This window comes from Deinococcus sp., assembly GCF_018260555.1.
GTDB lineage: Bacteria > Deinococcota > Deinococci > Deinococcales > Deinococcaceae > Deinococcus.
Window position 1 is genome coordinate 18294 of the sequence record NZ_JAGLBB010000009.1, and the last position, 24991, is coordinate 43284.

24 protein-coding genes and 1 tRNA gene are annotated in these 24991 nt (G+C 68.5%); 6 read left to right on the forward strand and 19 right to left on the reverse strand.

The window, feature by feature from the left end; genetic code table 11:
- The first annotated feature begins 64 nt into the window (after positions 1 to 64).
- From rfbB to QZ271_RS03120, 4 genes are read left to right on the forward strand one after another with little or no spacing between them, the layout of a single operon-like run.
- Positions 65 to 1102 carry a dTDP-glucose 4,6-dehydratase gene (gene rfbB / locus QZ271_RS03105; protein ID WP_291428883.1) on the forward strand — a complete coding sequence of 346 codons (1038 nt, stop codon included), beginning with the start codon at positions 65 to 67 and terminating at the stop codon, positions 1100 to 1102.
- Entirely contained in the window at positions 1099 to 1998 is a 900-nt protein-coding gene (rfbA, locus tag QZ271_RS03110) for a glucose-1-phosphate thymidylyltransferase RfbA (RefSeq protein ID WP_291428884.1), read from the forward strand. The genes rfbB and rfbA overlap by 4 nt, the downstream gene beginning before the upstream one ends.
- A complete protein-coding gene (locus tag QZ271_RS03115) occupies positions 1991 to 2551 on the forward strand; it encodes a dTDP-4-dehydrorhamnose 3,5-epimerase family protein (RefSeq protein ID WP_291428885.1) in 561 nt (186 codons plus the stop codon). Before rfbA ends, QZ271_RS03115 begins: the two co-directional genes overlap by 8 nt.
- On the forward strand, positions 2548 to 3279 hold the full coding sequence (locus QZ271_RS03120) for an NAD(P)-dependent oxidoreductase (RefSeq protein ID WP_291428886.1): 732 nt from the start codon (positions 2548 to 2550) through the stop codon (positions 3277 to 3279). Before QZ271_RS03115 ends, QZ271_RS03120 begins: the two co-directional genes overlap by 4 nt.
- 17 nt (positions 3280 to 3296) lie before the next feature.
- Here QZ271_RS03120 and QZ271_RS03125 read toward each other — a convergent pair whose 3' ends face one another.
- The 7 genes from QZ271_RS03125 to QZ271_RS03155 form a co-directional block, all read right to left on the reverse strand.
- Complete coding sequence (locus tag QZ271_RS03125) at positions 3297 to 3515, reverse strand: hypothetical protein (protein ID WP_291428887.1); 219 nt, start codon at positions 3513 to 3515, stop codon at positions 3297 to 3299.
- Between the two features lie 6 nt (positions 3516 to 3521).
- A complete protein-coding gene (locus tag QZ271_RS03130) occupies positions 3522 to 3896 on the reverse strand; it encodes an O-antigen ligase family protein (protein WP_291428888.1) in 375 nt (124 codons plus the stop codon).
- Positions 3897 to 3973: 77 nt separating this feature from the next.
- Positions 3974 to 4132 (reverse strand): hypothetical protein, encoded by a 159-nt coding sequence (locus tag QZ271_RS03135; RefSeq protein ID WP_291428889.1) that lies wholly within the window; start codon positions 4130 to 4132, stop codon positions 3974 to 3976.
- A 103-nt stretch (positions 4133 to 4235) separates the two neighbouring features.
- Positions 4236 to 4310: transfer RNA gene (locus QZ271_RS03140), tRNA-Glu, on the reverse strand.
- A gap of 162 nt (positions 4311 to 4472) precedes the next feature.
- The gene (lpdA, locus tag QZ271_RS03145; RefSeq protein ID WP_291428890.1) at positions 4473 to 5879 is read right to left on the reverse strand and encodes a dihydrolipoyl dehydrogenase; all 1407 of its coding nucleotides are present in this window, start codon (positions 5877 to 5879) and stop codon (positions 4473 to 4475) included.
- A gap of 150 nt (positions 5880 to 6029) precedes the next feature.
- A complete protein-coding gene (locus tag QZ271_RS03150) occupies positions 6030 to 6701 on the reverse strand; it encodes a response regulator (protein ID WP_291428891.1) in 672 nt (223 codons plus the stop codon).
- On the reverse strand, positions 6698 to 8347 hold the full coding sequence (locus QZ271_RS03155) for an ATP-binding protein (RefSeq protein WP_291428892.1): 1650 nt from the start codon (positions 8345 to 8347) through the stop codon (positions 6698 to 6700). Before QZ271_RS03155 ends, QZ271_RS03150 begins: the two co-directional genes overlap by 4 nt.
- 395 nt (positions 8348 to 8742) lie before the next feature.
- On the opposite strand from QZ271_RS03155, the gene QZ271_RS03160 reads away from it, so the two are divergent.
- A complete protein-coding gene (locus QZ271_RS03160) occupies positions 8743 to 10071 on the forward strand; it encodes a dicarboxylate/amino acid:cation symporter (RefSeq protein WP_291428893.1) in 1329 nt (442 codons plus the stop codon).
- Between the two features lie 86 nt (positions 10072 to 10157).
- Here the strand turns inward: QZ271_RS03160 and QZ271_RS03165 are convergent, their stop codons facing one another.
- From QZ271_RS03165 to QZ271_RS03205, 9 genes are all read right to left on the reverse strand, one after another.
- A complete protein-coding gene (locus tag QZ271_RS03165; protein WP_291428894.1) occupies positions 10158 to 11096 on the reverse strand; it encodes a pseudouridine-5'-phosphate glycosidase in 939 nt (312 codons plus the stop codon).
- 106 nt (positions 11097 to 11202) lie between these two features.
- Entirely contained in the window at positions 11203 to 12321 is a 1119-nt protein-coding gene (locus QZ271_RS03170; RefSeq protein ID WP_291428896.1) for a carbohydrate kinase, read from the reverse strand.
- A 595-nt stretch (positions 12322 to 12916) separates the two neighbouring features.
- The gene (locus QZ271_RS03175) at positions 12917 to 14320 is read right to left on the reverse strand and encodes an RtcB family protein (protein ID WP_291428897.1); all 1404 of its coding nucleotides are present in this window, start codon (positions 14318 to 14320) and stop codon (positions 12917 to 12919) included.
- A gap of 545 nt (positions 14321 to 14865) precedes the next feature.
- Positions 14866 to 16323, reverse strand: coding sequence for a UDP-N-acetylmuramoyl-L-alanyl-D-glutamate--2,6-diaminopimelate ligase (locus QZ271_RS03180; protein WP_291428898.1), 1458 nt, complete (start codon positions 16321 to 16323; stop codon positions 14866 to 14868).
- Positions 16324 to 16352: 29 nt separating this feature from the next.
- Complete coding sequence (locus tag QZ271_RS03185; RefSeq protein ID WP_291428900.1) at positions 16353 to 17036, reverse strand: hypothetical protein; 684 nt, start codon at positions 17034 to 17036, stop codon at positions 16353 to 16355.
- Between the two features lie 342 nt (positions 17037 to 17378).
- Positions 17379 to 18002 (reverse strand): deoxynucleoside kinase, encoded by a 624-nt coding sequence (locus QZ271_RS03190; RefSeq protein WP_291428902.1) that lies wholly within the window; start codon positions 18000 to 18002, stop codon positions 17379 to 17381.
- On the reverse strand, positions 18002 to 18613 hold the full coding sequence (locus QZ271_RS03195) for a deoxynucleoside kinase (protein WP_291428903.1): 612 nt from the start codon (positions 18611 to 18613) through the stop codon (positions 18002 to 18004). The genes QZ271_RS03190 and QZ271_RS03195 overlap by 1 nt, the downstream gene beginning before the upstream one ends.
- A gap of 170 nt (positions 18614 to 18783) precedes the next feature.
- Complete coding sequence (locus tag QZ271_RS03200) at positions 18784 to 19881, reverse strand: S1C family serine protease (protein WP_291428942.1); 1098 nt, start codon at positions 19879 to 19881, stop codon at positions 18784 to 18786.
- A 71-nt stretch (positions 19882 to 19952) separates the two neighbouring features.
- A complete protein-coding gene (locus QZ271_RS03205; RefSeq protein ID WP_291428905.1) occupies positions 19953 to 20162 on the reverse strand; it encodes an FmdB family transcriptional regulator in 210 nt (69 codons plus the stop codon).
- Positions 20163 to 20786: 624 nt separating this feature from the next.
- Between QZ271_RS03205 and glmS the strand changes: the two genes are divergently transcribed.
- The gene (glmS, locus tag QZ271_RS03210; protein ID WP_291428907.1) at positions 20787 to 22607 is read left to right on the forward strand and encodes a glutamine--fructose-6-phosphate transaminase (isomerizing); all 1821 of its coding nucleotides are present in this window, start codon (positions 20787 to 20789) and stop codon (positions 22605 to 22607) included.
- Positions 22608 to 22783: 176 nt separating this feature from the next.
- Here the strand turns inward: glmS and QZ271_RS03215 are convergent, their stop codons facing one another.
- Genes QZ271_RS03215 through QZ271_RS03225 form a run of 3 tightly spaced genes read right to left on the reverse strand, consistent with a single transcriptional unit; the run spans position 22784 to position 24991 of the window.
- Positions 22784 to 23128: a (2Fe-2S) ferredoxin domain-containing protein gene (locus tag QZ271_RS03215; protein WP_291428908.1), complete on the reverse strand. Its 345-nt coding sequence runs from the start codon at positions 23126 to 23128 to the stop codon at positions 22784 to 22786.
- A gap of 5 nt (positions 23129 to 23133) precedes the next feature.
- Positions 23134 to 23934: an ABC transporter ATP-binding protein gene (locus QZ271_RS03220; protein WP_291428910.1), complete on the reverse strand. Its 801-nt coding sequence runs from the start codon at positions 23932 to 23934 to the stop codon at positions 23134 to 23136.
- Between the two features lie 46 nt (positions 23935 to 23980).
- Entirely contained in the window at positions 23981 to 24991 is a 1011-nt protein-coding gene (locus QZ271_RS03225) for an iron ABC transporter permease (RefSeq protein WP_291428912.1), read from the reverse strand.

A 24991-nucleotide genomic window follows, 5' to 3' on the forward strand; every position in this document is an offset into this window, starting at 1 on the left:
GTTGTCCGTTAAGAAACGGATGAGTATGCACAGTTATCATTGGGATCAGAAGAAGGAGTGACCTATGCGTGAAATCAAGAATCTACTGGTGACGGGCGGTTGTGGGTTTATTGGGAGTAATTTCGTGCGGTACTGGCTGGCGCAGCACCCCCAGAGTCGTGTGGTGGTGTACGACAAGTTGACGTACGCGGGCCGTAAAGAGAACCTGCATGACCTGTGGGACACGGCGAACGTGTCGCTGGTCGTGGGCGATATCGGTGATCAGGATCTGGTGCGCCGGACCTGCCAGGATGAGGGGATCGACTTGATCGTTAACTTCGCGGCCGAGACGCACGTGGATCAGAGCATTCTGGGGCCGCTGGTATTCACGGACACGAACGTGCGCGGCACGCACGTCCTGCTTGAGGTGGCGCGTGAACTGGGGATCCGGCTGCATCACATCAGCACGGACGAGGTGTACGGCCACATCAGGGACAACCACCAGAGCGTGGAGACGGATGAACTGGCTCCGCGCAGTCCGTACGCGGCGAGCAAGGCAGCCGCTGATCAGCTGGTGCAGGCGTACGCGATCACGTACGGGATTCCGGTGACGATCACGCGCGGCGCGAACAACGTGGGGCCGTACCAGTACCCGGAGAAGGCCGTTCCGCTGTTCAGCACGAACGCCATTCTGGGCGAGCCGCTGCCCGTGTACGGTGACGGCCTGCAGATGCGCGATTACGCGCACGTGTACGACCACTGTACCGGTATCGAAGCGGTCCTCCTGAAAGGGGTGATCGGCGAGGTGTACAACGTCGGTACCGGGCGCGAGATGACGAACCTGGAGATGGTGGATATCGTGCTGGACACACTTGGCAAGGACCACAGTCTCGTGAAGCACGTGACGGACCGCCCCGGTCATGACCGCCGGTACTCCATGAACGTGGATAAGCTGCGCGCCCTGGGCTGGGAGCCGAAGTACGACCCCAAGCAGGCGGTCGCGGAGGCCGCGCGGTGGTACGTTGAGAACCGGTGGTGGTGGGAACCGATCCGTAGCGGCGAGTTCCGCGAGTACTACGACCGCCAGTACGCCGAGCGTCTCGCGGGAACCGGGGCGAAGTGACGGCGTTCACTACGTCCCGCCGGGGCATCATTCTGGCGGGCGGGTCCGGCACGCGCCTGTACCCGGCGACGATTGCCGTCAGTAAGCAACTGCTGCCCATCTACGACAAGCCGATGATCTACTACCCGCTGACCACGCTGATGCTGGGCGGCATGCAGGACATCCTGATCATCAGCACCCCCGAGGACACCCCGCGCTTCAAGCAGTTGCTGGGCGACGGGTCGCAGTGGGGCATTCGTCTGGAGTACGCCGTGCAACCCAGACCCGACGGGCTGGCGCAGGCGTTCCTGATCGGTGAGGAGTTCATTGCCGGGAACCCCAGCGCCCTGGTGCTGGGCGACAACATCTTTTACGGCAACGACCTGTCTGAATTGATGCAGGACGCCAACACCCGCGCCGAGGGCGCCACCGTGTTCGCGTACCAGGTGAGCGACCCGGAACGCTACGGCGTGGTGGACTTCGACGATAACGGGAAGGCGCTCTCTATTGAGGAGAAGCCCGCCGAACCGAAATCCGACTACGCTGTCACCGGCCTGTACTTCTATGACGAGCGCGTGGTCGATATTGCCCGCAGCATCCGGCCTTCACCGCGCGGCGAACTGGAGATCACGGACGTGAACAGCGCCTACCTGCACGAGGGTCTGCTGGACGTGCAACTCATGCGCCGTGGCTTTGCATGGCTGGATACCGGCACGCACGAGAGCATGCTGGAAGCCAGTCTGTTCGTGCAGGCCATCGAGCACCGCCAGGGTCTGAAGATCGCCTCGCCCGAGGAGATCGCGTGGCGCAACGGCTGGATCAGCACCGAGATGCTGCTGGAACAGGCACAGAAACTCGCGAAAAACGGGTACGGGAAGTACCTGCTGAAACTGAGCAAGGAGAAACGCCATGCCTGAACAGACCCCCGAGCACACCATCAAACTGGCGCCCGAGTACGCGCAGGAACTGAAATTCGAAACTTACCCGGCCGCCCCGCAGATCGAAGGGGTGTGGTTTCACGCGTTGAAGAAGAACCGCAGCGAGAACGGTGCGTTCATGGAGTACGTCCGTCTGGATGAACAGGGCGTGCAGGGCCTGCCGGGCCAGCTGACGCCCCGGCAGATCAGCGTCTCGTGGGCCGCGCCGAAACGCATCAACGCGTTCCATATTCATGTCAAGCAGGAACAGAACGAGATCTGGTGCGTCTTGCAGGGTCAGCTGATGATCTGGCTGGTGGACTGCCGCGCCGGCAGCCCCACGCTGGGCGTGAAACGCAAACTGGTGTTCAGCGGCGAGCAACCCATGATGGTGCACATCCCCAGTGGCGTCGCGCACGGGTATCAGGCAGGCGAGCAGGGGGCGACCCTGCTGTATACCATGGACGCCCAGTTCGACATCACCGACCCCAACGAGGGCCGCCTGCCCTGGAATCACTTCGGTGATGACCTGTGGGCCGAGGACATGGGATGAAGATTCTGCTGACCGGCGGCAGCGGACGCCTGGGCACCGAACTGCGCGCCCTGCTGCCCGGTATCGTGGCCCCCATGTCGGCAGAAATGAACATCATGGACGCCGCGCAGGTGCTGGACGTGGCGCGCCGCGAGCAGCCCGATCTGATCGTGCACGCCGCCGCATATACCAACGTGGGCGCCGCCGAGAAGGACCGCGACGCCTGCTGGAACGCCAACGTGATCGGCACCCGCACCATGGCCGCCGCCGCGAACGCCGTGAACGCCAAACTGGTGCACATCAGCACCGACTACGTGTTCAGCGGCGACACTGGCAACTACCGCGAGGACGACACGCCCGGCCCGGTCGTCAACTACTACTCGTTGACCAAACTGGTCGCCGAGGAAGCAGCCCGCGCCGCCCGTGACCACCTGATCATCCGCACCAGCTTCCGCCCCCGCGAGTTCGCGTACCCGGTCGCCTTCAGCGACGTTTACACTGGCCAGGACTACGTGGACGTGCTGGCCCCGCAGATCGCGCAGGCCATCACGCACGCCCATGAGATCCCGCACGACCTGCTGCACATTGTCACCGAACGCAAGAGCGTTTTCGAACTGGCCCGCCGCCGCAAACCCGACGTGCAGGAAGGCACCCGCGCCCAGGCCGGCGTGACCCTGCCCGGCGACGTCAGCCTGAACACCGACCGCTGGCAGGCACTCGTGGCATCCTGGAGCGATGGCCGCCCCTGAACCCACCGTCACCACCGTCAATCTGAGAACAGACGTGCCGGCCGGTTGGACCCTGACCGGCCTGACCGGACGACATTCATGGCGGTGTAATCGAACAGGACCGCCAGGGTCAGGGGGGCGCCCTGCCGGGTGGCGCGCCACAGACCGCAGCCCATGACGGCCAGCAGGCCAGCCGTGCCGATCACGCCGGTTTCCAGCAGCCAGTGCAGCCAGGCGTTGTGCGCGATGAGCCACACGCTGGATCAGCGGCTCAGCGCGTCGGGGCAACTGATCTTGTTGCGTTTTAGGGTCGGGGTAAGCTGGCAACCGTCCTTGAACAGGTACGTCAGGTACGGGCCTCCCTGGTAGGGGCCGACACCGCCAATCGGTGCGGTCTGCCAGCCCTGCACCGCGTCACGCCACACGTACTCACGGCCGCTGGTCTGGTCGTTCAGAAGGCGCTCGACGGGTTGCAGGGGGATATCCAGGCGGGTGCTCAGTGTGGCGGCCAGGACGATCGTCACGGCTGGCAGGAGTGCCCAGGGTCGCCGCTTGCCCCGCTGGAAGGCCAGGGCGGCCACGGTGGCCCCAGCCCCGCCTTTCCAGTACAGGGTGATCCAGAGGGGAATGAAGGTCAACAGCCCCAGAGACGCCACAGAGTAGTAGTAGTAAAGGTGCCCCAAGCATTCCTGCACGCCCGCCCAGCCCTGTGTTGTCAGGGTGTAGGCCCAGGCGCTGGCGAAGAGATCAGTAGGTGGCCCAAGCAGGCCAGCGCGGCAAGGTACAGCGGCGGGACGACCGGCACCAGGGCGATCAGCCACGCCACCCAGCGGGGCCGGGCAACGTTCGGGAGGGGCTGGTGCTCGGAAGTCACGCCGGGCAGTATAGAACTCCGGGTCGCAGTGTCCTGTTCCGGCGCACTGTTGCGGTGGTCTGTAAAGCAGCAGCGCCTCCGCGTGGGCGGAGGCGCTGCTGTTTGGTGACCCCAACGGGATTCGAACCCGTATCGCTACCTTGAAAGGGTAGTGTCCTAACCGTTAGACGATGGGGCCACACCACTTCAGTTGTCGTTGGCTTTCGCCTTCGCTTTCTGCCTTTCAAGGGGTGCCGTTTCCGGCACGCACAGAAAGATACAGGCTTTCTGGGTATTCGTCAAGCGCTGTGGGTCGGGCGGGCCGGACCACGCTGGTCACGACCCGCCCGGAGTGTGGAGATTACATGTGCAAGGCGCGTTTGTCAGCGGCCAGGGCGGCTTCCTTGACGACTTCGCTGAGGGTGGGGTGGGCGTGGACGGTACGGGCAAGGTCCTCGCTGCTGCCGCCGAATTCCATGATGGCCACGACCTCGCCGATCAGTTCGCTGACGCCGCCGCCGATCATGTGCACGCCCAGGAGTTTGTCGGTCTGGGCATCCGCGATGATCTTCACGAAGCCGCGCGTGTCGCCGTGGCCCAGGGCGCGGCCGTTCGCGCTGAACGGGAACTGCCCGGTCTTGACGCTCAGGCCCCGGTCCCTGGCCTGTTTCTCGGTCAGGCCGGCCCAGGCGATCTCGGGGCTGGTGTAGATCACCCAGGGGATCACGTCGTAGTTCACGTGCCCGGCCTGTCCGGCCAGCATCTCGGCGAGGGCCACGCCTTCTTCCTCGGCCTTGTGGGCCAGCATGGCGCCGCCGATCACGTCGCCGATGGCAAAGACGTTCTGGAGGTTGGTGCGGTAGTGCTGGTCGACTTTCACGAAGCCGCGTTCATCCAGCGCGAGGCCCACCGTGTCGGCTCCGAGGCCCTGGGTGTGCGGCACGCGCCCGATAGACACGATCAGCTTGTCGAAGCGCGCCGTGACTTCCTGGTCCTGTTCGGTGTACGTGACGCTCACGCCGCTGTCGTCCTGCTCGACGGCCGTGATGTTCACGCCGAAGTGGAAGTCCAGGCCCTGCTTCTTGAAGAGCTTCAGGCCTTCTTTGGCAATCGCGTCGTCGGCGGCCATCAGGAAGCCGGGCATGGCTTCCAGGACCGTTACGTCGGCGCCCAGGCGGCGCCAGACGCTGCCGAGTTCCAGGCCGATCACGCCCGCGCCGATCACGCCGAGCTTGCCGGGCACTTCCGTGAATACCAGCGCGCCGCTGTTCTCCACGATGTGCCCACCAAACGGAGCGAGCGGCAGGGCGCGGGGGCTGCTGCCGGTCGCAACGATCACGCGCGCGGCCCGGACCTCGGTGCCGGCGGCGTCCACGATCCAGCCGTCACCGTCCGCGCGGACCAGCTTGCCCAGCCCGAAGAACGACGTGATCTTGTTCTTCTTGAACAGGAACGCCACGCCGCCCGTCAGCTTGTCCACCACGCCGTTCTTGCGGCCCAGCATCGTCGCGATGTCCACGGACGCGCCCTGCACGTTGATGCCGTGCTCGGCAAATTCATGCTGCATGACCTCGAACTTCTCGCTGCTGTCCAGCATTGCCTTGCTGGGAATGCAGCCCACGTTCAGGCAGGTGCCCCCCAGGCTGGCCTTGCCGTTGCGCTCGAAGGCGTCCACGCAGGCCGTCTTGAAGCCCAGCTGGGCCGCGCGAATCGCCGCCACGTACCCCGCGGGGCCGCCACCAATTACCAGTACGTCGAAAGAGTCCATAGCGCTTTGCAGCGTACCACCCCCCCGAAACGCCCAGCGTGACCCGTTCCCCCGTCAGGGACAGGGGATGTCGATAGGTGATGGAGGATGGTTGATGGAAGCTCTGGCATGGGCCTGAGCGGAAGCTGGTCTATCACCCATCACCCATCCTCACGCCCGGCGGTAGCGTTTGGCAGGCCTTCCGCCCGTGCGGGCGTCGGTGCTGACGCTGGCCTCGCCGGACTCGACGAGGTATTCGAGGTAGCGCCACGCGGTCACGCGGCTCAGGCCCAGGCTCACGCCGAGTTCGGCGGCGCTGACCGGGCCGCCCTCACGCAGGGCCGTGCGGACGCGGCGCAGGGTGTCCGGGTCCAGGCCGGCCGCGTCGGCGGGAGCGGGCGTGAACAGGGCGTCGAGTTGACCCTGGCGCACGTTCCCCTGCGCCCACAGGGCCGCGCGTTCCCGCACGCGTTCCAGGGCCAGCATGAACCGCCCCGGCGTGACGGGCTTCACGAGGTAATCGGCCGCGCCGTGCAGCAGGGCGTCCTGCACGCTGGGCGCGTCGCTGGCGGCCGTGACCAGAATGGCGTCCAGGGGCGCGCCTGCCAGTCTCGCCTCGCGCAGCAGGTCCAGGCCGCGCCCGTCGGGCAGGTGTACGTCCAGCAGCAGCAGGTCGGGGCGCAGGGTGCGCAGCATGGCCCGCGCCACGCCCAGCGTCTCGGCCTGCCCGAGGACCGTGAAGCCCCCGGCGCCCTCCAGCAGTCGCCAGTGCAGTGACGCGATCTGCGGGTCGTCCTCGACGATCAGCACGCGCAGGGGCGGGAGCGAGGCGGGCCGGGTCACGCGCCCTCCGGTTCATGGGGGGGCAGCGGCACGTCCAGCGTGAAGCGCGTCCAGGTGCAGGTGGCGTCCGTGACGCGGTCGTGCGTGAGGCTGGCTCCCAGCGCCTGCGCGCGGTCCGCGACGAGGGCCAGGCCCACCCCGCGCGGCGTTCCGTCCGGCGCGGCCCCCTTGGTGCTCACGCCCCGGCGGGTCAGCGAGTGCGTGATCTGTGCCGGGACGCCCGGGCCGTTGTCCCGCACCTCCAGCACCACCCCTTCCGGGTCGGCGGCGATCAGGACCCGCACCTGCGCGTCCGGCGTGCCGCTCGCGGCGTCCAGCGCGTTCTCGATCAGGTTCCCGCTGGCGAGTTCCAGCAGGTCCAGCACGCCCGGCGGCAACTGGGGCGGCAGGCCGGACAGCGGGTCCAGGGTCAGGGTGACGCGCCGCTCGGCGGCCCGGTCGAACTTGCCCAGCAGCAGCGCCGACAGCCGCAGGTGCCGCAGCGAGCGCACCGCGTCCGCGTGCGCGCCGTGCCGCGCCGACTGCCCGTGAATCAGGGCCAGCGCCTCGCGCGTTTCGCCCAGGTGCAGCAGCCCCGCCAGGGTGTGCAGGCGGTTCGTGAACTCGTGTGTCTGCGCGCGCAGCAGTTCCGCGTAGCGCTGCGACTGCGTCAGTTCGTCCGCCAGCGCCCGCACGCGCGCCAGGTCCCGCACGGTCACCACGACCGCCCCGTCCCCGGCGTCCTGCGCGGCCAGCAGGACCGGGCGGCCCGCCACATCCGCCGTGACCGGCCCCGCCCCCGGCGCGGGCAGCGGTAGCCCCGGCGGCCACGGCAGCGGCAGCGTGCCCCCGGCCGTGCCCAGCAGCGCGCGCGCCTGCGGGTTCATCACGAACACCTGCCCGGCCCGCGTGACCAGCACGCCCTCCTCCAGGGTGTTCAGGACCGCGCGGTACTGCCGCAGGCCCCCGGCGATCTGCTCGGGTTCCAGGCCCAGCATCTCGGCCTTCACCTGCCGCGCCACGAGCAGCGCCAGCACCAGCGCCAGCCCCAGCGCCCCCAGGTACCAGGGCAGCGCGGCGCGCAGCACGTCCCGGAACACGTCCCGCAACCTGGGTAGCAGGAAGCCCACGCTGGCCAGCCCCAGCACCCGCCCCTGCCTGTCCACGACCGGCACCTTGGCCCGCACGGACGGCCCCAGCGTGCCCTGCACCGTCTCCGTGACGCTCTGGCCGCGCAGGAACGCCGTGAAATCCCCGCCCGCCATGTGCTGCCCGATCCGCGCGGCGTCCGGGTGCGTGAGGCGCCGCGCCGCGCGGTCCGTGACCACCACGTAATCCGCGCCCAGCACCACCCGGTAACGGTTCATGAGGGTGTTCAGGTTCGCCCGTTCGGCCGCGTTGCCAGACAGGGCCGCCACCACCGGCGGCAGCGCCGCCACCAGCCGCGACTCCCGCAGGGACCGCTCCGCGAACGACCGGTGAATCCCGCTGTACACGCCCTGACTGACCAGCCCCGCCAGCGGCAACGCCAGCAGCAGGAACGCGCCCAGCGTCATCAGGAACAGCCGGGGCGCGACCCGCAGCAGCCGGGGCGTGTGCGGCAACGCCACCTCGCGCGCCAGCACCGTCAGGCGCGAGGAATCAAGGGCAGGTAGGCGGACAGGCACAGTACCGGGCAGTCTGCCACAGCGCCCGCTCCCAGCCCCCATTCCCAGCGCCCACCCAGTCCCACCAGCCTGCGTCCTGACCGACCGTGCCGTGCCAGATCAGCCCTTGTGTTCACGGCGTGCACGATACCCGCTCCCGCCCGCGTGGCCGCGCAGGTCCACCAGGACGGCACGCAGCCCACCCCGACCCGGACCGGAGTCCCGCGCGGCGGGCCGTCCGCCCCCCGGAGCGCGCATGCTGACAGGCAACATAATCCCCACCCGCACCAACCCCACCCGCACTGCCCTGCACCGCCGCAGGGTCACCGTCATTCCGTCTGAACCCGGCCCGCGCTGCCCCACCGGCGCGGCGGGCCGCTCCAGCCGCCCACCCCCCATTCCAGGAGACTCCACGCATGCCCAAGATCTTCCGCAGTCTGTACGCCCAGGTTCTGATCGCCATCGTGATCGGCGTCGCCGTCGGGCACTTCTTCCCCAGCGTCGGGGAACAGCTCAAGCCCCTCGGGGACGGCTTCATCAAACTGATCAAGGTCGTCATCGGCCCGATCATCTTCTGCACGGTCGTCAGCGGCGTCGCCAGCATGCGCGACACGAGAAAGATCGGCCGTGTGGGCGGCAAGGCCCTGCTGTACTTCGAGGTCGTCACCACCGCCGCCCTGCTGATCGGTCTGGTCGTCGTGAACCTCGTCGGCCCCGGACGCGGCATGAACATCAACCCCGCCACCCTGGACACCAGCGGCATCAGTAAGTACACCGACGCCGCCGGTGAGCAGACCGTCGCGGACTTCGTGCTGCACGTCATTCCTACCACCTTCGTCAGTGCGTTCACCGAGGGCGACCTGCTCCAGGTCCTGTTGATCGCGCTGCTCAGCGGCTTCGCCCTGATCCGCATGGGTGACACCGGCCAGCGCATCCTGAAAGGCATCGACTCGCTCAGTGCCATGGTATTCGTCATCCTGGGCTTCATCATGAAACTCGCCCCGATCGGCGCGTTCGGCGCGATGGCCTTCACCATCGGCAAGTACGGCGTCGGCAGCCTCCAGCAGCTCGCGTACCTGATGGGCACCTTCTACCTCACCTGCGCCCTGTTCGTGTTCGTCCTGCTGAACATCATTGCCAGACTCGCGGGGTTCAGCCTGTGGAAGTTCCTGCGCTACATCAAGGAAGAACTGCTGCTCGTGCTGGGCACCAGCTCCAGCGAGAGTGCCCTGCCGCGCCTGATGACCAAACTGGAAAACGCCGGTGCGAACAAGAGCGTCGTCGGTCTGGTCGTGCCCACCGGGTACTCGTTTAACCTCGACGGCACCAGCATCTACCTGACCATGGCCGCCGTGTTCATCGCGCAGGCCACCAACACCAACCTGTCGTTCGCGCAGGAACTCGCGCTGCTGGGCATCCTGCTCCTGACCAGTAAGGGCGCCGCCGGCGTCACAGGCAGCGGCTTCGTGGTTCTGGCCGGCACCCTGGCCGCCCTGGGCACCGTGCCCGTCGCGGGCCTCGCCCTGATCCTCGGCATCGACCGCTTCATGAGCGAGGGCCGCGCCATCACCAACATCATCGGCAACGGCGTCGCCACCCTCGTCGTCGCCCGCAGCGAGAACGAACTCGACATGGACCGCCTCACCCGCATCCTGAACGGCGAGCAACTGCCCCCCGTGAACGCCGACGTGCAGGCCGAGCAGCACGGCGAAGGCCGCACCCTGGGAGGCGCACAACCCGCGTAAAGGTTGAAAGTCGAAAGTTGATGGTTGATGGACGGGGCACTCCCCACTCCATCAACCATCAACCATTAACCATTAACCATTAACCATCAACCCAGCTGCGCGTACGCTACGGCCACCTGCGCGGCCACCATGGCGTTGTGGCGTACCAGGGCGATGTTGGTGTCCAGGCTGCGGCCGCCCGTGATTTCCACGATGCGGCCCAGCAGGTACGGCGTGGTGTCCTTGCCCGTCAGGCCCAGGGCGTCCATGTCACGCAGGGCCTGTTCGATATGCGGCGTGATCTCGGCCGCCGGGATCTCGGCCCCCTCGGGAACGGGGTTGGCGAGCATCACGCCGCCCGACAGGCCCAGATCCCATTTCGCCTTCAGCACGCGGGCGGCCTCGGCCGGCGTCTGCACGCTCAGGGGGGACGTGAAACCGCTCTGGCGCGAGTAGAACGCCGGGAATTCCGTCCCGCCCAGCGTGATAGCCGGGACGCCCTGCGTTTCCAGGACCTCCAGCGTCAGGCCGATGTCCAGGATGCTCTTGACGCCCGCGCTGACCACGCACACGTCCGTGCGGGCCAGTTCCAGCAGGTCCGCACTGATGTCCATGGAGCTGCCCGCGCCCCGGTGCACGCCGCCCGTGCCGCCCGTGGCGAACACGCGGATACCGGCGAGAGAGGCGATCCGCATGGTGCTCGCCACGGTTGTCGCGCCGTGCCGTCCGAGGGCCACGGTCACCGGCAGGTCGCGGGTGCTGATCTTATCCACGCCCTTATCCGTCGCCAGCAGGTGCAGTTCGTCGGGCGTGAGGCCCACCTTCAGGCGGCCGCCCAGCACCGCGATGGTCGCGGGAACCGCGCCGTGTGCGCGCACCACGTCCTCCACGCCGCGCGCCATATCCACGTTCTGCGGGAACGGCATGCCGTGACTGATGATGGTGCTCTCCAGCGCCACCACGGCCTGCCCGGCGGCCAGCGCGGCGGCCACCTCGGGGTGAAGGTCAAGGTAAGGAGCGACGGACGGATCAATCTGGTGTGTCATAGGGAACCTCAGGTGGATCAGCGGACCATTGATCCGGGGAAAGGGGACAGGAGACAGGAAGAAAAGGACCTGCGAAGGAAACTGGAGAGCGGGGGACCGTATGCTGCTACGCGCCCTCCAGCCGCGCCGTAATGGCCGCCGGGCTCAGGGCAGGCGAGACCGCGTGATCACTCTCGATGGTGATGGCCGCCGCCGCATGCCCCCGCCGCGCCGCCTCCAAAGGGCGCACGCCGGACGCCAGGGCCGCCAGGAACGCCCCGAGCATCGCGTCGCCTGCGCCTGTCACGTCCCGCACCGTCGCCGGCAGGGCCGGCAGTTCATGCACGCCGTCCGGGCCGGACAGCACACTGCCGCTCGCGCCGCGCCGCACCCACACCAGCGTCACGCCCAGCGCCCGCAACTCAGCCGCCGCCACGCTCACACCCTCCAGCGTGTCCGGCACGTCCCGGCCCAGCAGCGCCGCCAGTTCCGGCACGTTCGGCGTCACCGCGAACGGGCACAGGCCCGCTGCCAGCGCGGGACGCAACCGGGCCGCTTTGGGCACACTGACCGGCTCGAACACCACGGGCGCGCCCGCCTCCGCCGCCAGCGACAGCAGGTGCGCCAGCGACCCCTCCGGCAGGTTCCCGTCCGCGACCACCCACGCCGCCCCGCGCAGCGCACCCCGCCGCTCCTGCAACACCGCCGGCGTCAAGGCCTCCATCGCCTCCATCGCCGCGACCGCCACCAGCAACTCACCACTGGCGTCCAGCACCGCCGTGTACGTGCCCGTCGTCACGCCCGCCGCCCGCAGGACCGGCCGGACGTCCACGCCCGCCGCTTCCGTCGCCCGCAGCAGCCCCTCACCCAGCGCGTCACGGCCCACCACGCTGATCAGCGACACCGGCGCGCCCAATCGCGCCAGGTTCTCCGCCACGTTCCGCGCCACGCCACCCGCCGCCTGCACTGTCACACCCGGATTACTCGTCCCGGGAACGGCGGCATGCAGGGTCCGGGCTTTCACGTCCACGTTCGCGCCGCCCACCACCACCACGCGCCCCGGCCCGCCCTGCACCGGCAGCACGTACCCGCGCCCCAGCAGTGCCCCCTTGCGCACCAGGTTGCTCACGTGCACGTTCACCGACGCCCGCGTGGACCCCAGGCGGCGCGCCAGTTCCTCCGGGGTTGCCAGCGGGGTCTCGCGGATCAGGGCGAGCAGGGCGGATTCAGTCTCGGTCAGTGGCATCTGTTAACTATAGTAAAGGTACTGGCTGTAGTTAATCAAGGTGTGATGGGTGGGTTGGAAGGTGGGCGCCTGGCGGCGGGCCTACCCACCCCCCAGCCCCCTCCCCCAGGGGGGCAGGGGGAGCCGGCGTTGCACTGGGCAAGAGATTTGACTATTGCGGCGTGCTTGCTGTGGCCAGTGACGTGTCCGGCTTCGACGCCATCCTGCCGCCCCCCGGATAGGCCCGCGCGCTGCGCGCACGACGGCCGGTGGTGATCTGCGAAAACTGGTCAGGTAACTGACCGAATTCCGCTGATCGACTTTGACAATCAGGCTTTTGCAGAAGCCAGAAAAGTAGAACCTGCCGGAACGCACCAAGAGTTGGGGCCATACAGTTGCCGTGGCGACGCGGCCCGTCGTGCGCGCAGCGCGCGGGGCGAACGGCGCGACATCAGAGGATGGCGTGTGAGGCGTGGCCGTCCCCGCCCCATGCCTGCCGACCACTTGAGCGAAATACCTGCCCAGTGCCAACGACGGCTCCCCCTGCCCCCCCGGGGTAGGGGGCTGGGGGGTGGGGAAGCACGTAGGAAGCTCGCCGCCAGGCGCACCCCAACTTCTAGATGTCCTCACTCCCGCTGTCCATGCGAACCACGCGAGGCTGGAAGCTGGCGACGACGTTCACGAGGTCCGCCTGCCGGGCGATGACGTCCTCGATGCGTTTGTACGCCTGTGGGGCTTCGTCGATGCCGCCGCCGATGAGGGTGACGCCGCGCTGGGCAAGGTACGCCTGGACGTCTTTCTTGTTGAGGGTGCTGGTGGCGGCTTTGCGGCCGAGTTGGCGGCCGGCGCCGTGGCTGGCGCTTTGCAGGGCACCTGCGTGGCCGAGGCCGCGAACGACGTAGCCGGGGTCGGCCATGCTGCCGGGGATCAGGCCGAGCTGGCCGGGGGCGGCGGGGGTGGCGCCTTTGCGGTGGATGATGCGTTCCTGGCCGTTCACGGTTTGTTTCCAGGCGAGGTTGTGGCTGTTGCTGATCTGCGTGAGGGGGGTGACGTTCAGGGCGCGGGCGAGGCGGGCGTGGATGAGGTGGTGGTTGGCGAGGGCGTAGCGGCCGGCGAGGTTCATGGCCTGCCAGTACGCCTGTCCGTCTTCGTGGTCGAGGGGAAGCCACGCGAGTTTCTTGGCTTCCGGGGCAAGGGTCGGGTGGTGGCGTTCGGCGAGGGTGGTGAAGTGCCCGGCGACCTGCGCGCCGAAGCCCCGGCTGCCGCTGTGGGTGAGCAGCGCGAGGTACGGTCCGGCGTCGAGGCCCAGGTCGCTTTGCGGGAGGGTGAGGGTGCCGAATTCGGCGAAGTGGTTGCCGCTGCCACTGGTGCCGATCTGCGTGGCGGCCTTTTCAAACAGGTGTTGGAGGATGGGTTGCTGCTGCCAGGTGGGTTCGTGCAGGACGGGGTGGTCCTGGCGGTCGCGTTTCTCGAAGGCGACGCCCGCGCCGAAGCGGGTGTGTTTCAGCAGGAGGGTCGTGGCTTCGTCGGTGTGGAGCGCGTCGGGCTGGATGGGCAGGATGGACAGCATCATGGAGCAGCCGATGTCCACGCCGACGCCGTAGGGGATGACGGCGTTCTCGGTGGCGAGGACCCCGCCGATGGGGAGGCCGTAGCCGACGTGCGCGTCGGGCATCAGGGCGCCGGCGCGGCTGACGGGCAGGCGCATGGCAACGTCCATCTGACGGTGTGCGCCGGGGTCGATCAGGTCGGCGCCCCAGGTGGGGTAGGGGAGGGGCTGGGCGCGCAGGTCGCTGGCCCGGCGGGCGTCGATGATGGCCTGCTGCGACAGCAGTTCGGCGGCCAGGGGGGCGTACACGCCGCCTGCGGCGTACGCGGCGGGATTCTGCTGCACGGCGCGCAGTTCGTTGAGGATGTCGTCGCGGCTCAGGCCCGCGCTTTCGCGGGTGGTGGCGGCGGTCTGGGCGAGGGCGATGGCTTTCTTTGCCAGGCCGAGTTTCACGAGGTGTTTGCCGTTCATGTCGGGGCTCTCTTTTAGTGGGGATGGCTTTCAGTGGGGGTGGGAGGCGAGCGGGCCTCCGGGCGTGTTGGTGGTGGCGGGTGTGGATGTGCTGGTCCGTGCGGGCATGGTCGCCTCCTTTCCCTGAACCGGGCTGTCATGAGTGTGCCGCGTGGCCGGGAAGGCGGGCATCCGCGCTGTGGCGTAGGCCAGTACCCACTTGCGGGCGGGTCGAAGCAGATCTGCGAGCGCAGGCACGGCAGGGTCAGGACGCACAGATGATACGGACTCCGGGTTGAATGGGCTGCAAAGACCCTTCAATCCGAGCGAAGAGAGTGGGAGCACAAGCGGGTTTCGGACCTGCTAGCGAAACAAACGCAGTCCATATGGGGACGCATGCCGCCTGCATACCCTGTCGCTGGGCACCCGGTCATACGGATTCCGCAGCACTGCGCCACAGTCGAAAAAGCGCCGCCTGCGGCTCCATGCCGCGGAATCCGTATATTGTTCCCACTCGCATCCGCTCGGATTGATTCAGAACGGCACCGAATCAATCGGAATCCGTATCAGATCAGCTTCAGGGCGTCCAGGGCCTCCTGCGTCTCGTTCCAGGGGAGGGTCTCGTGGGCGCGTTCCAGGGTGTCCTCGGGACCCTTGCCAGCCAGCAGGACCGTGTCGCCGGGCTGTGCTAGGGCGGTGGCGTGGCGAATGGCGGCGCGGCGGTCCGGGACCGACTCGAAGTTCGCGCGGCCCGCCTCCCGCGCGCCGCGTTCCATTTCACTCAGGATGTCGGCCAGGGGCGTGTCGCGGCAGTCCTCCTCGGTGAAGACCGCGTGATCCGCCAGGCGGGTGGCGACCTCGCCCAGGGGGGCGCGCTTGCCGGGATCGCGGGGGCCGCCGGCCGAGCCGAGGACCACGATCAGGCGGCCGGGCGTGGTGGTCCGCAGCGTCCCGAGTGCCTTTTCGAGGCTGGCGGGCGTGTGCGCGAAATCCACGACCACGCGCCGCCCGCGCCCGTCCGGCACGAGTTCCATGCGGCCCGGCACGCCCCTGAACGACGCCAGACCCCCGGCCAGCGCCTCCCAGCCGGCGCCCAGGTGCGCGCTCGCGGCCAGGGCGGCCAGGGCGTTCGCGACGTTAAAACGCCCGATCATGGGCAGGTTCGCGTCGAACTCGCCCAGGGGACTGATCACGTGGAAGTGCAGGCCCGTGCTGCGTTCCTCGATCTCTGTGGCTCGCCAGTCGGCGTGCTGGCCCTCGGCGCTGTAGGTGGTTTCCAGGGGCGCCACGCCGCGCAGCTGCGCCGTCCAGGGGTCGTCCACGTTCAGGACCGCGAACGGCGCGGCCTCGATCAGGCGGCGTTTATCGGCACAGTAGTTCTCCAGCGTGCCGTGAAAATCCAGGTGTTCGCTGCTCAGGTGCGTCCAGACAGCCACGTCCCAGTTCACGCCGCGCACGCGCTCCAGGGCCAGGGCGTGACTGCTGGCCTCCAGCACCGCCGCGTCCGCGCCCGCCCTGACCATGTCGGCCAGCGTGGCCTGCACCTGCGGAGCCTCGGGCGTCGTGAAGTGCGCCGGGAAGTGCCGCAGCTCGCCGTCCGGCAGCTCGTACCCGACGGTACTCAGCAGGCCCGTGCGCAGCCCGGCGGCGCGCAGCAGGTGCCGCGTGATCCAGCTGGTGGTGGTCTTGCCGTCCGTGCCGGTCACACCCACCACCCGCAGCGCCTGACTGGGGTGCCCGGCCAGCGCCGCCGCCGCGTCGGCCAGCGCGGCGCGGGCGCTCACGACGCGCAGGTACGGCAGGGGGCTGTTCACGCCGTCCGGCAGGCCCTCGCCCAGCACAGCCACCGCGCCCCGTTCACGCGCCTTTTCTATAAAGTCATGCCCGTCGAACTTCGCGCCACGAATCGCCACGAACGCAAAGCCAGGCTGCGCCCACTCGGCGTTGTGGGTGACGCCCGTCACCTCCGGATGCTCGGTGGGGGCGGGAACGTTCAGGTGGGCGGCCAGCTCGGAAAGACGCATGGGGGGATGATACGGGCTGAGCTTAGCGCTCAGTGGACGCGCTGGTACAGCCCGTCGAAGCGGACGTTCAACCCGCCGCACTGCCCGTTGTCGGTGGCCAGCAGCCACGGCCCCACCGGCCGCAGGCGGACGCTGCACCCGCCGTCGCTGTACGCCAGCGGCCACGCTCCCTCCTGGCGGCGCAGCGGGCCGTTCAGGTTCCCCATGTTCACGCTGCCGTCCGCTCCGGCGTGCGTGGCCGACCCGTTCAGGGTCAGCGCGCCGCCCACGCCCTGGCGGACCGTGAGGCCCGCGTTGGCGTCCCGCGCCCACGTGCCGTGCAGGTCCGCCGGGACTGGCAGCGCCTCTACCTGCGTGTCCGGCAGGAACCCGCGCATCACCTGATCCGGCAGGCCGCCGATGGGCAGCAGGTAACTGCACCGGCGGCCCTGCACGCTGCGGCCCTGAAGCAGCAGATCACCGGCCCGCACGCTGAACCGGCCGGCCACGCCGCGCGCGTCACTGAACGTCGCGCGCGGCACGCTGACCTGCGCGGCCCGCAACTGCTCGGGGTTCAGTTCCGTCCACGCGGTAGGGCAGCCCACCATCTCCGGGCTGATGGGAGGCGTGGCCGTGGCCGCCGCGAGCGGCGAGATCAGGGCCATCAGCGCCACCCGGCCCACAAGCCGCCGGGTCAGCCGGTACGTGGAAGCGCCGGAATGCAAAGCCGTCATCCGTGCAGGGTACCGCGCCACGCCATGACGAATGGTGGGCCTGAGCCCGCCTGATACGGATTCCGATTGATTCGGTGCAGTTCTGAATCAATCTGAGCGGACGCGAGTAGGAACAGCATACGGGTTTCGCGGTATGGAGCCGCAGGCGGCGCCCTTCCGACTGTGGCGCTGTGGAGCGGCAGTCCGTATCAGACTGGACTGCCGTTTCTTTCGCTCTCTACCCGGAAACACACCGGGTTGCCAACTTGATATCAGGCAGTCCTCGTGGCTCCTGCTCGCCCCGCAGGACAGCTCTCGAAGGGCGCTGAACGGTTCTCGCAAGCCGTTCAACGGGCGTGCGGATCAGCGCAGCAGGGGCAGGCCGAAGCCGTTGGCCTGCACGCGCGCGCACACCCACTCGAAGGCCTGTGGGTCGGCCACGAAGTCCAGCTGATCGCCGGGGACGCGCACGACCGGGCAGGCGTCGAAGCCCGTGACCCAACTGTCGTACAGGCGGTTCAGGCCGCCCAGGTACTCGTCGGGGATGGCCTGTTCGTACTCGCGGCCGCGCTGCGCGATGCGCCGTTTCAGGGTGGGCAGGCTGGCGTCGATGTGAATCAGCAGGTCCGGGACGCGCAGGGCGCTCAGCACGCCCTCGTACAGGCTGCGGTAGGTGTCCCAGTCGCGCCGCGCCATCTGCCCGCTCTCGAACAGGTTGCGCGCGAAGATGTTGGCGTCCTCGAACACCGTTCGGTCCTGAATGACGTAGCGGGCGCCGGTCACGAGATTCAGGTGCTGTTCCAGGCGGCGGGACAGGAAGTACACCTGCGAGTGGAACGAGTACTGCCGCATGTCGCGGTAGAAGTCTTCCAGGTAGGGGTTGTCGGCGTGCGGTTCGTACACGGGGCGCAGGCCGTAGCGGTCGGCCAGCATGCGCGTCAGGGTGCTCTTGCCGCTGCCGATGTTCCCGGAAATCGCGAGGTACATCAGTCGGCCGCCTGCGTGTCACGCAGGGCGCCGTCGATGCGGTCCATCAGGTTCTGTTCGTCGTCCGGGTTGTTCACGAAATCGATGCCGGCCGCGTCGATGGTCAGGTGCGGGTGCGGGTACGTGCGGAAGTACTCGTCGTACCGGCCGGTCAGGTCCGCGAGGTACGCGGCCTGCATGTCCTGCTCGAAGGGTCGGCCGCGCAGCGCGATGCGGCGCAGCAGTTCGTCGGTGTCGGCGCGCAGGTACACCACGAGGTCCGGGGTGGGCAGGCGCGGCGACAGGTGCGAGTACAGGTCCTCGTACAGCGCGAACTCGGCGTCGCGCAGGTTCATGGACGCGAAGATGAAGTCCTTGTCGAACAGGTAGTCGCTGACCACGCTGCCCTTGTACAGCCCCGGCTGCCACAGCGCCGAGAGCTGCTTGAAGCGCGACAGCAGAAAGAACGCCTGCACCTGAAACGAGAACGCTTCAGGCTGCTCGTAGAATTTCGCCAGGAAGGGGTTCTCCTCGACGATCTCCAGGTTCAGTTCGGCGCCGTGGCGCGCGGCGAGGCGTCCGGCGAGGCTTGTTTTCCCGACCCCGATGGGCCCTTCGACGACAACGTACATGACAGGCCAGAGCATAGCGCCCCCCGGAAGTCTGAAGGGTGGATGAACGCCTTGACACGCGCAGGGCGGGATGAGGTGATGGAGCCGCAGTCCGTATCAGGAGTCAAAGATCGGTGGTTGACAGCGGGGGATGGCCCGCCCATCAACCACCGATCCTTCACTGCCAACCCTTATTGCAGGGTGCGTTTGAGCAGCGTGACCTTCATGTCCACACTCTTCTTGTTGCGCCACACGCGCAGGGTGACGGTCTGACCGGGGCGCTTGGCGGCCACCAGCCGGATCACGTCGAAGGAGTCGCGCACGCGCTGGCCGTCCACCGCCACGATGATGTCGCCCAGCGGCGCGAGCAGCTGATCCTTGCTGTTGCGCAGGCTGCCGCGTAGGCCCGCGCGGGCGGCGGCCGTTCCGGCCGGAACCTCGTCCACCAGCGCGCCCTCAGAGCTGTTCAGGCCCGCCAGTTGCCGCAGCGCCGGGTCCAGGTTGTCCAGGTCCACCATGGTCACGCCCAGCGTGCCACGCTGCGGCACCCCGATCTTCTCCAGGTCGTCCAGGCTCTGCTTGACCAGATCACCGGGCACGGCAATGCCGATCACGCCTGGAATCAAGCCGTTGGCCGACACGTTCGCGTCGGCCACGCCCACCACCGCCCCGCGTGAATCCAGGACCGGGCCGCCGCTGTTGCCCTGCTGGATGCTGGCCGTCGTGACGATGTACTGCCCGACCTCGTTGGCAAAGCCGTCGTTGCGGTTCAGGTCGCGGGCGCTGGCGGCCACGCTGAACACGCCGCTGCCCACGAAATTCTGAATCCGCAGCGGCGTGCCGATGGTGAGCAGTTTCTGCCCCGGAATCAGGCGCGCGCTCGACCCGAAACTCAGGGTGGCGGGCGCGGTCACGCCGGTCACGCGCAGGATCGCAATGTCGATGCCGGGGTCGATGCCCTCGATCTTCGCGCTGACGCGCCGCCCGTTGAACAGCGTGACCGTCAGGGACTCCTGGTACTGCACCACGTGGTAGTTCGTGACGATCAGGTCCTTCTTGTAGAAGAAGCCCGTGCCGGTGTCGATGGGGTCATCCCCGACCTGCAACCTCTCGCGTTGCAGGCGGTTGTCGATGCGGACCACGGCCTGAATGGCTTTCTGAGCCACCTCGACGGTGTTCACCTCGTCCGGCGTGACCAGGGCCCGCTCGGCGCTGACCCGTCCCGTGATGTACGCCCCGGCGACCGCGCCGCTCAGCAGCAGCGCCGCGCCCAGCACGCGTAGGCCCAATCCCCGCAGGCCCAATCGTAGGCCCAGCCGTCCGGTGCGGGGTGCCGGGCGGGCCGGGGTGCCGGGCGGAGTCACTCGCCGCCGCCGCCCTCGCCGCTGCCCTTGGGGCGGGAATCGGTCACGTAGAACCCGCTGCCTTTAAAGGCAATGCCGGGCCGCGCCAGGATCCGCTTGACGGGCACGCCCGTTTCCGGGTGAGTGGTGTAGGCCTCGTCGCGCATGCTCTGCTGCAACTCGTAGACTTCGCCAGTTTCGATGTTCTTGTAAAGGTACGTAGGCATGGTGGTTACGGTGTCCTCTGGTCGTGCTGACTTGCGTGCTTGCGTGGGTCTGGCGGCCCAGCGACTACAGAGCGGATGCGGGGCGGCCCCTGCCGTGCGCTCTTCGGGGCGCTTGAGCCAGACGCGCGCATGGTCCGGCAAAGCACGTCCGTACCTATCCTAGCAAGGACCGCCGCGCCCGGTCTGTTCCGCGCGGGCCGCCCGGCACAGCGCCCGCCTGCCGCAGGCTTGGGCCTTTCTTCAGCTGCCGTCCCGCCCCGGCCCCGTGCAGCTCTGTGGCCGCTCTCACCCCCCGCTCCATGAGTACTGTACTCACGGGCGGCAGTCACTCACATGCGTCTACCCACGGCCCGCGCTATGCTGCGGCGTGAACCGCTGGTGTCCGGTTCACACCAACAGGGCAGCGCAAGGCCCCCGACACACGCGGGGGAGACGAGGTGGAGGTCAGCGAGCAATCTGCGGATGCCTCCAGGCGCGCGTTCAGGCGCCTACCCGACGCCCCACACCGGGGCGGGAAGCGCGGCGATAATCCCCACGGCAACGTGGACATAAGGCCGCGCACGACGCACAACAAATCAAAGGCACCCCCGCCCGGCCCCGCGCCGCCGGTGGGACGGAGTCATCATGTGTGGAATCGTTGGATACATCGGCCACCGTCAAGCCCAGCAGGTCCTGATCTCCGGACTTGCCAAACTCGAGTACCGCGGCTACGACAGCGCTGGCATCGCCATCCATGACGGCGAGTGCATCGACGTGAAGAAGAAAGCCGGGAAGCTCGAGAACCTCAGCTCCCTCCTGGACGGCCAGCCCATGACCGGCTCGCTGGGCATCGGGCACACCCGCTGGGCCACGCACGGCCTGCCGAACGACACGAACGCCCACCCTCACGCCACCGAGGACGGCCGCATCGTCATCATTCACAACGGCATCATCGAGAACTACCTGAGCCTCAAAGAGCGCCTCCAGGAGCGCGGGCACGAGTTCAAGAGCGAAACCGACAGTGAAGTGCTGGCCCACCTGATCGAGGAAGCCTACGCGGGCAACCTCGAAGAAGCGGTCCGCGCGGCCCTCGCGCAGGTGCGCGGCGCATACGGCATTGTCGTCACGCACGTCGATCACCGCGAGATCGTCGCGGCCCGCACCGTCAGCCCGCTCGTCATGGGCGTCGGCGAGGGCGAGATGTTCCTGGCGTCCGACGTACCCGCCCTGCTGGCCTACACCCGCAACATGGTCTTCCTGCACGACGGCGACATGGTCGTCCTGAGCGATGACGGCTTCCGCGTCATGGACCTGGCCGGCAACCCCCAGGCGCGCACTACCGAGCACATCGAATGGGACGCCGAGGCCGCCGAGAAGGGCGGGTACGACACGTACATGCTCAAGGAAATCTACGAGCAGCCCCAGGCGCTCACCAACACCCTGATCGGCCGCCTGCACGACGAGACCGGCGAGGTCAACCTCGACATCAACCTCGATCCCGGCAGCTTCAAGCGAATCAGCATCATCGCGTGCGGCACCGCCTTCTACGCCGGACTGGTCGGCGAGTACCTGATCGAGCAGCTGGCCCGCATTCCCGTCGAGGTGGACGTGGCCAGCGAGTACCGCTACCGCGACCCCCTGGTCAGCGAGAACACCCTGGCCATCGTCGTGTCCCAGAGCGGCGAGACCATCGACACCCTCGAGGCGCTGCGCGAAGCCAAGAAATTCGGCGCCAAGACCCTGGGCGTCATCAACGCCAAGGGCAGCTCCATGACCCGCGAACTCGACGACACCCTGTACATCCACGCCGGACCCGAGATCGGCGTCGCCAGCACCAAGGCGTATACGTCAATGGTCAGCGCCTTCCTGATGCTGGCCCTGTGGCTCGGCCGCGCCCGCGGGACGCTCAGCGAGGAGCAGGGCGCCGAACTCCTGAAAGCCGCGCGCGAACTGCCCCGCCTGGTCGAGGAAGCGCTGGCCCCCGAACGCGTGGCCCGCATCAAGGAAGTCGCCGAGAAGTACGCACACGCCCGCGACTATCTGTTCCTGGGACGCGGCGTGAACAGCCCCACCGCGTACGAGGGCGCCCTGAAACTCAAGGAGATCAGCTACATCCACGCCGAGGCCTACGCCGCCGGCGAGATGAAACACGGCCCCATCGCCCTGATCGACGAGAACCTGCCGGTCGCCGTGATCGCCACCGAGAGCCGCCTGCTGGAAAAAACCATCAGCAACGTGCAGGAAGTCCGCGCCCGCGCCGGTAAGGTCATCCTGCTGCTCAGCGACGGCGACACCGAGAACGCCCGCCACGGCGACGACGTCATCTACGTCCCCCGCGCGCACGAGATGGTCAGCCCCGTCGTGAACGCCGTCGCCATGCAACTCCTGGCGTACTTCACGGCCACCGCGCTGGGCAAGGACGTGGACAAACCCCGCAACCTCGCCAAGAGCGTCACCGTCGAATAAACAGGGTCGAGTCAATACGGCCGAGTTGACAGGGCCGAGTCAATAGAACCGAGTCAACAGGCTCTACATACGGGCAAGTAACGAATCGGCAGGAAGGGGGGGCGCGGCGCGACTGGCTGCGGCCCCCTTCGATGCGGACTCCGGTGGAATGCTGTCCATACCGTTCCGTCGGGGGATCACTCTGGGCCGTATTGATGCTCGGCGGGCAGGGGCCGCTGTTCGTGGACGGCCTGCGCGATGCGGGCGGCCAGCGGGAAGTCCACGGCGGCGTACCAGGCTTCTTCCAGGCCCGCGCTGCCGGGCGCGGCGCGGTACACGCACAGGCTCGGGCCGAAACTGCACGAGCCCAGGCAGCCGCTCTCGGTCAGGCGCAGCGTGCCGCCCCGCTTGTAGTACGCCAGGGACTCGCGTTCCAGGTGGTTCCACAGGGCTTTGTGCAGCAGCGCCGACCCGCGTGCCTGACAGTTGGGGCCCTGGCAGACGAGCAGGTGGCCGTGGGTGGGGAAGTACTTGGCTGGCATCGTCTCTAATCCTCGGGGATAACCAGCAGGCGGTCTGAGTCCTGCACCACCCTGACCCGCACCCCGTACGCCGCGTGCAGGTGCGCGGGCGTCAGGACCTCGCGCGGGGTGCCGGTCGCCAGGACCTGCCCGGCGTGCAGCAGTACCAGCCGGTCCGCGCGGGCCGCGAGGTTCAGGTCGTGCAGGACCGCCACGACGCCCAGGCCCCCGGCCACCTCGCAGCGCAGGTAGCGCACCACGTCCAGCGCGTATGCGAGGTCCAGGTGGTTGGTGGGTTCGTCCAGCAGCAGGAAGCGGGGTTGCGCGGCCAGGGCTCGGGCCAGGGCCACGCGCTGCGCTTCGCCGCCCGACAGTTCCGACACGCGCCGGTCCTCGAAGCGGCGGGTGTCCGTGCGGTCGAGTGCGGCGTCCACGGCGGCCTCGTCCTCGGCGGTCCAGGGGGACCGGGGCAGCAGGCCAAAGCGCCAGTCGCCCGCGCCGCGCCCCAGGGCGACCACGTCCCGCACGCGCGCGGCGGCTGGCAGGCCCTCGCTCTGCGCCAGGAACGCCAGCGCCCGCGACCGCTCGGCGCGGCTCCAGCCTCGCAGCGGCTTGCCGGCCAGTCGCACCTCGCCGCGCGTGACGGGGGTCAGGCCGATCAGGGCGCGCAGCAGCGTACTTTTCCCCGCGCCGTTCGGGCCGATCACGGCCGTGAACTCTCCCGGCGCGAACGTGGCGCTCACGCCCCGCACCGCCGGGAACGACCCGGCCTGCACGTGCACGTCGTGCGCTTCCAGGCGGTCCGGGCTACTGGCCGGGCTCTGCATGGCCCTGCTTACTGGCCCCTCCTGACCGGATCCTCCTGACTGGACCCTACTCACTGGATTGCCGCCTCAGCAGCCACAGGAAGAACGGGCCGCCCAGCAGCGTGGTCACGATTCCCACCTGCGACAGCGGCGTGGTGCGGGCCAGCAGGTCCGCGTACACCAGCAGCGCCCCGCCCAGCAGCGCACTGACCGGCAGCAGCGTCCGGTGCCCGGGGCCGAACAGCAGGCGCACCACGTGCGGCACGATCAATCCCACGAAGCCGATCACGCCCACGTACGCCACCGCGCCCGCCGTGGCGACGCTGGCCGCCACGACCGTGATCAGCCGCAACCGCTCGACCGGCACGCCCAGACTGCGGGCGGTCAGTTCCCCCAGTTGCAGCGTGTCCAGCGCGCGCGCCAGCAGCAGCAGCGCCCCGCCGCCCAGCGCCGCGTACGGCAGGACCGTCAGCACGTCCGGCCAGCCGCTGAAGCCCAGGTCGCCCAGCGTGTACGCCAGCACCTGACGCGCGCGGTCCTCGCCGCGCAGGATCAGGGCCGTGGTAGCCGCGCTCAGGACGCTGCCCACCACCACGCCCGCCAGGATCAGTCGGTTCGGCGGAAAGCGGCGGCCCTCGCGCGCCAGGGCCAGCGTGCAGGTCACGGCTGCGAGCGCCAGCAGCAGCGCCGTCACGGGAATCAGGGTGCGCGGCCAGCCGGCCACGATGGCAATCGTAGCCCCAAGCGCGCTGCCGCTCGCCACGCCCAGCAGGTACGGATCGGCCAGCGGGTTGCGGAACACGCCCTGGAACGCGCCGCCGCACACGCTGAGACTGGCGCCCACCAGCACGCCCATCACCACGCGCGGCAGGCGGATCTGCCACACGATCACGTCGTTTCCCACCAGGGCCTGACCGGTCAGGCCGCGCCACAGCGCCCCCAGCACCTCGCCGGGCGGCACGTTCACGCTGCCCAGCCCGGTGCCCAGCACCACCGCCGAGATCAGCAGCAGTACCAGGGCGGCGGTTTTCAGGGGGAGCGCGGTTCGGGCGGCGCTCCGGCGTTCATGCGTGATCAC

Coding starts and splice junctions, on each gene's coding strand:
- rfbB (WP_291428883.1), top strand. CDS start 65: ATGCGTGAAATCAAGAATCTACTGGTGACGGGCGGTTGTGGGTTTATT.
- QZ271_RS03115 (WP_291428885.1), top strand. CDS start 1,991: ATGCCTGAACAGACCCCCGAGCACACCATCAAACTGGCGCCCGAGTAC.
- QZ271_RS03120 (WP_291428886.1), top strand. CDS start 2,548: ATGAAGATTCTGCTGACCGGCGGCAGCGGACGCCTGGGCACCGAACTG.
- lpdA (WP_291428890.1), bottom strand. CDS start 5,879: ATGGACTCTTTCGACGTACTGGTAATTGGTGGCGGCCCCGCGGGGTAC.
- QZ271_RS03160 (WP_291428893.1), top strand. CDS start 8,743: ATGCCCAAGATCTTCCGCAGTCTGTACGCCCAGGTTCTGATCGCCATC.
- QZ271_RS03165 (WP_291428894.1), bottom strand. CDS start 11,096: ATGACACACCAGATTGATCCGTCCGTCGCTCCTTACCTTGACCTTCAC.
- QZ271_RS03170 (WP_291428896.1), bottom strand. CDS start 12,321: ATGCCACTGACCGAGACTGAATCCGCCCTGCTCGCCCTGATCCGCGAG.
- QZ271_RS03175 (WP_291428897.1), bottom strand. CDS start 14,320: ATGAACGGCAAACACCTCGTGAAACTCGGCCTGGCAAAGAAAGCCATC.
- QZ271_RS03180 (WP_291428898.1), bottom strand. CDS start 16,323: ATGCGTCTTTCCGAGCTGGCCGCCCACCTGAACGTTCCCGCCCCCACC.
- QZ271_RS03185 (WP_291428900.1), bottom strand. CDS start 17,036: ATGACGGCTTTGCATTCCGGCGCTTCCACGTACCGGCTGACCCGGCGG.
- QZ271_RS03190 (WP_291428902.1), bottom strand. CDS start 18,002: ATGTACCTCGCGATTTCCGGGAACATCGGCAGCGGCAAGAGCACCCTG.
- QZ271_RS03195 (WP_291428903.1), bottom strand. CDS start 18,613: ATGTACGTTGTCGTCGAAGGGCCCATCGGGGTCGGGAAAACAAGCCTC.
- QZ271_RS03205 (WP_291428905.1), bottom strand. CDS start 20,162: ATGCCTACGTACCTTTACAAGAACATCGAAACTGGCGAAGTCTACGAG.
- glmS (WP_291428907.1), top strand. CDS start 20,787: ATGTGTGGAATCGTTGGATACATCGGCCACCGTCAAGCCCAGCAGGTC.
- QZ271_RS03215 (WP_291428908.1), bottom strand. CDS start 23,128: ATGCCAGCCAAGTACTTCCCCACCCACGGCCACCTGCTCGTCTGCCAG.
- QZ271_RS03220 (WP_291428910.1), bottom strand. CDS start 23,934: ATGCAGAGCCCGGCCAGTAGCCCGGACCGCCTGGAAGCGCACGACGTG.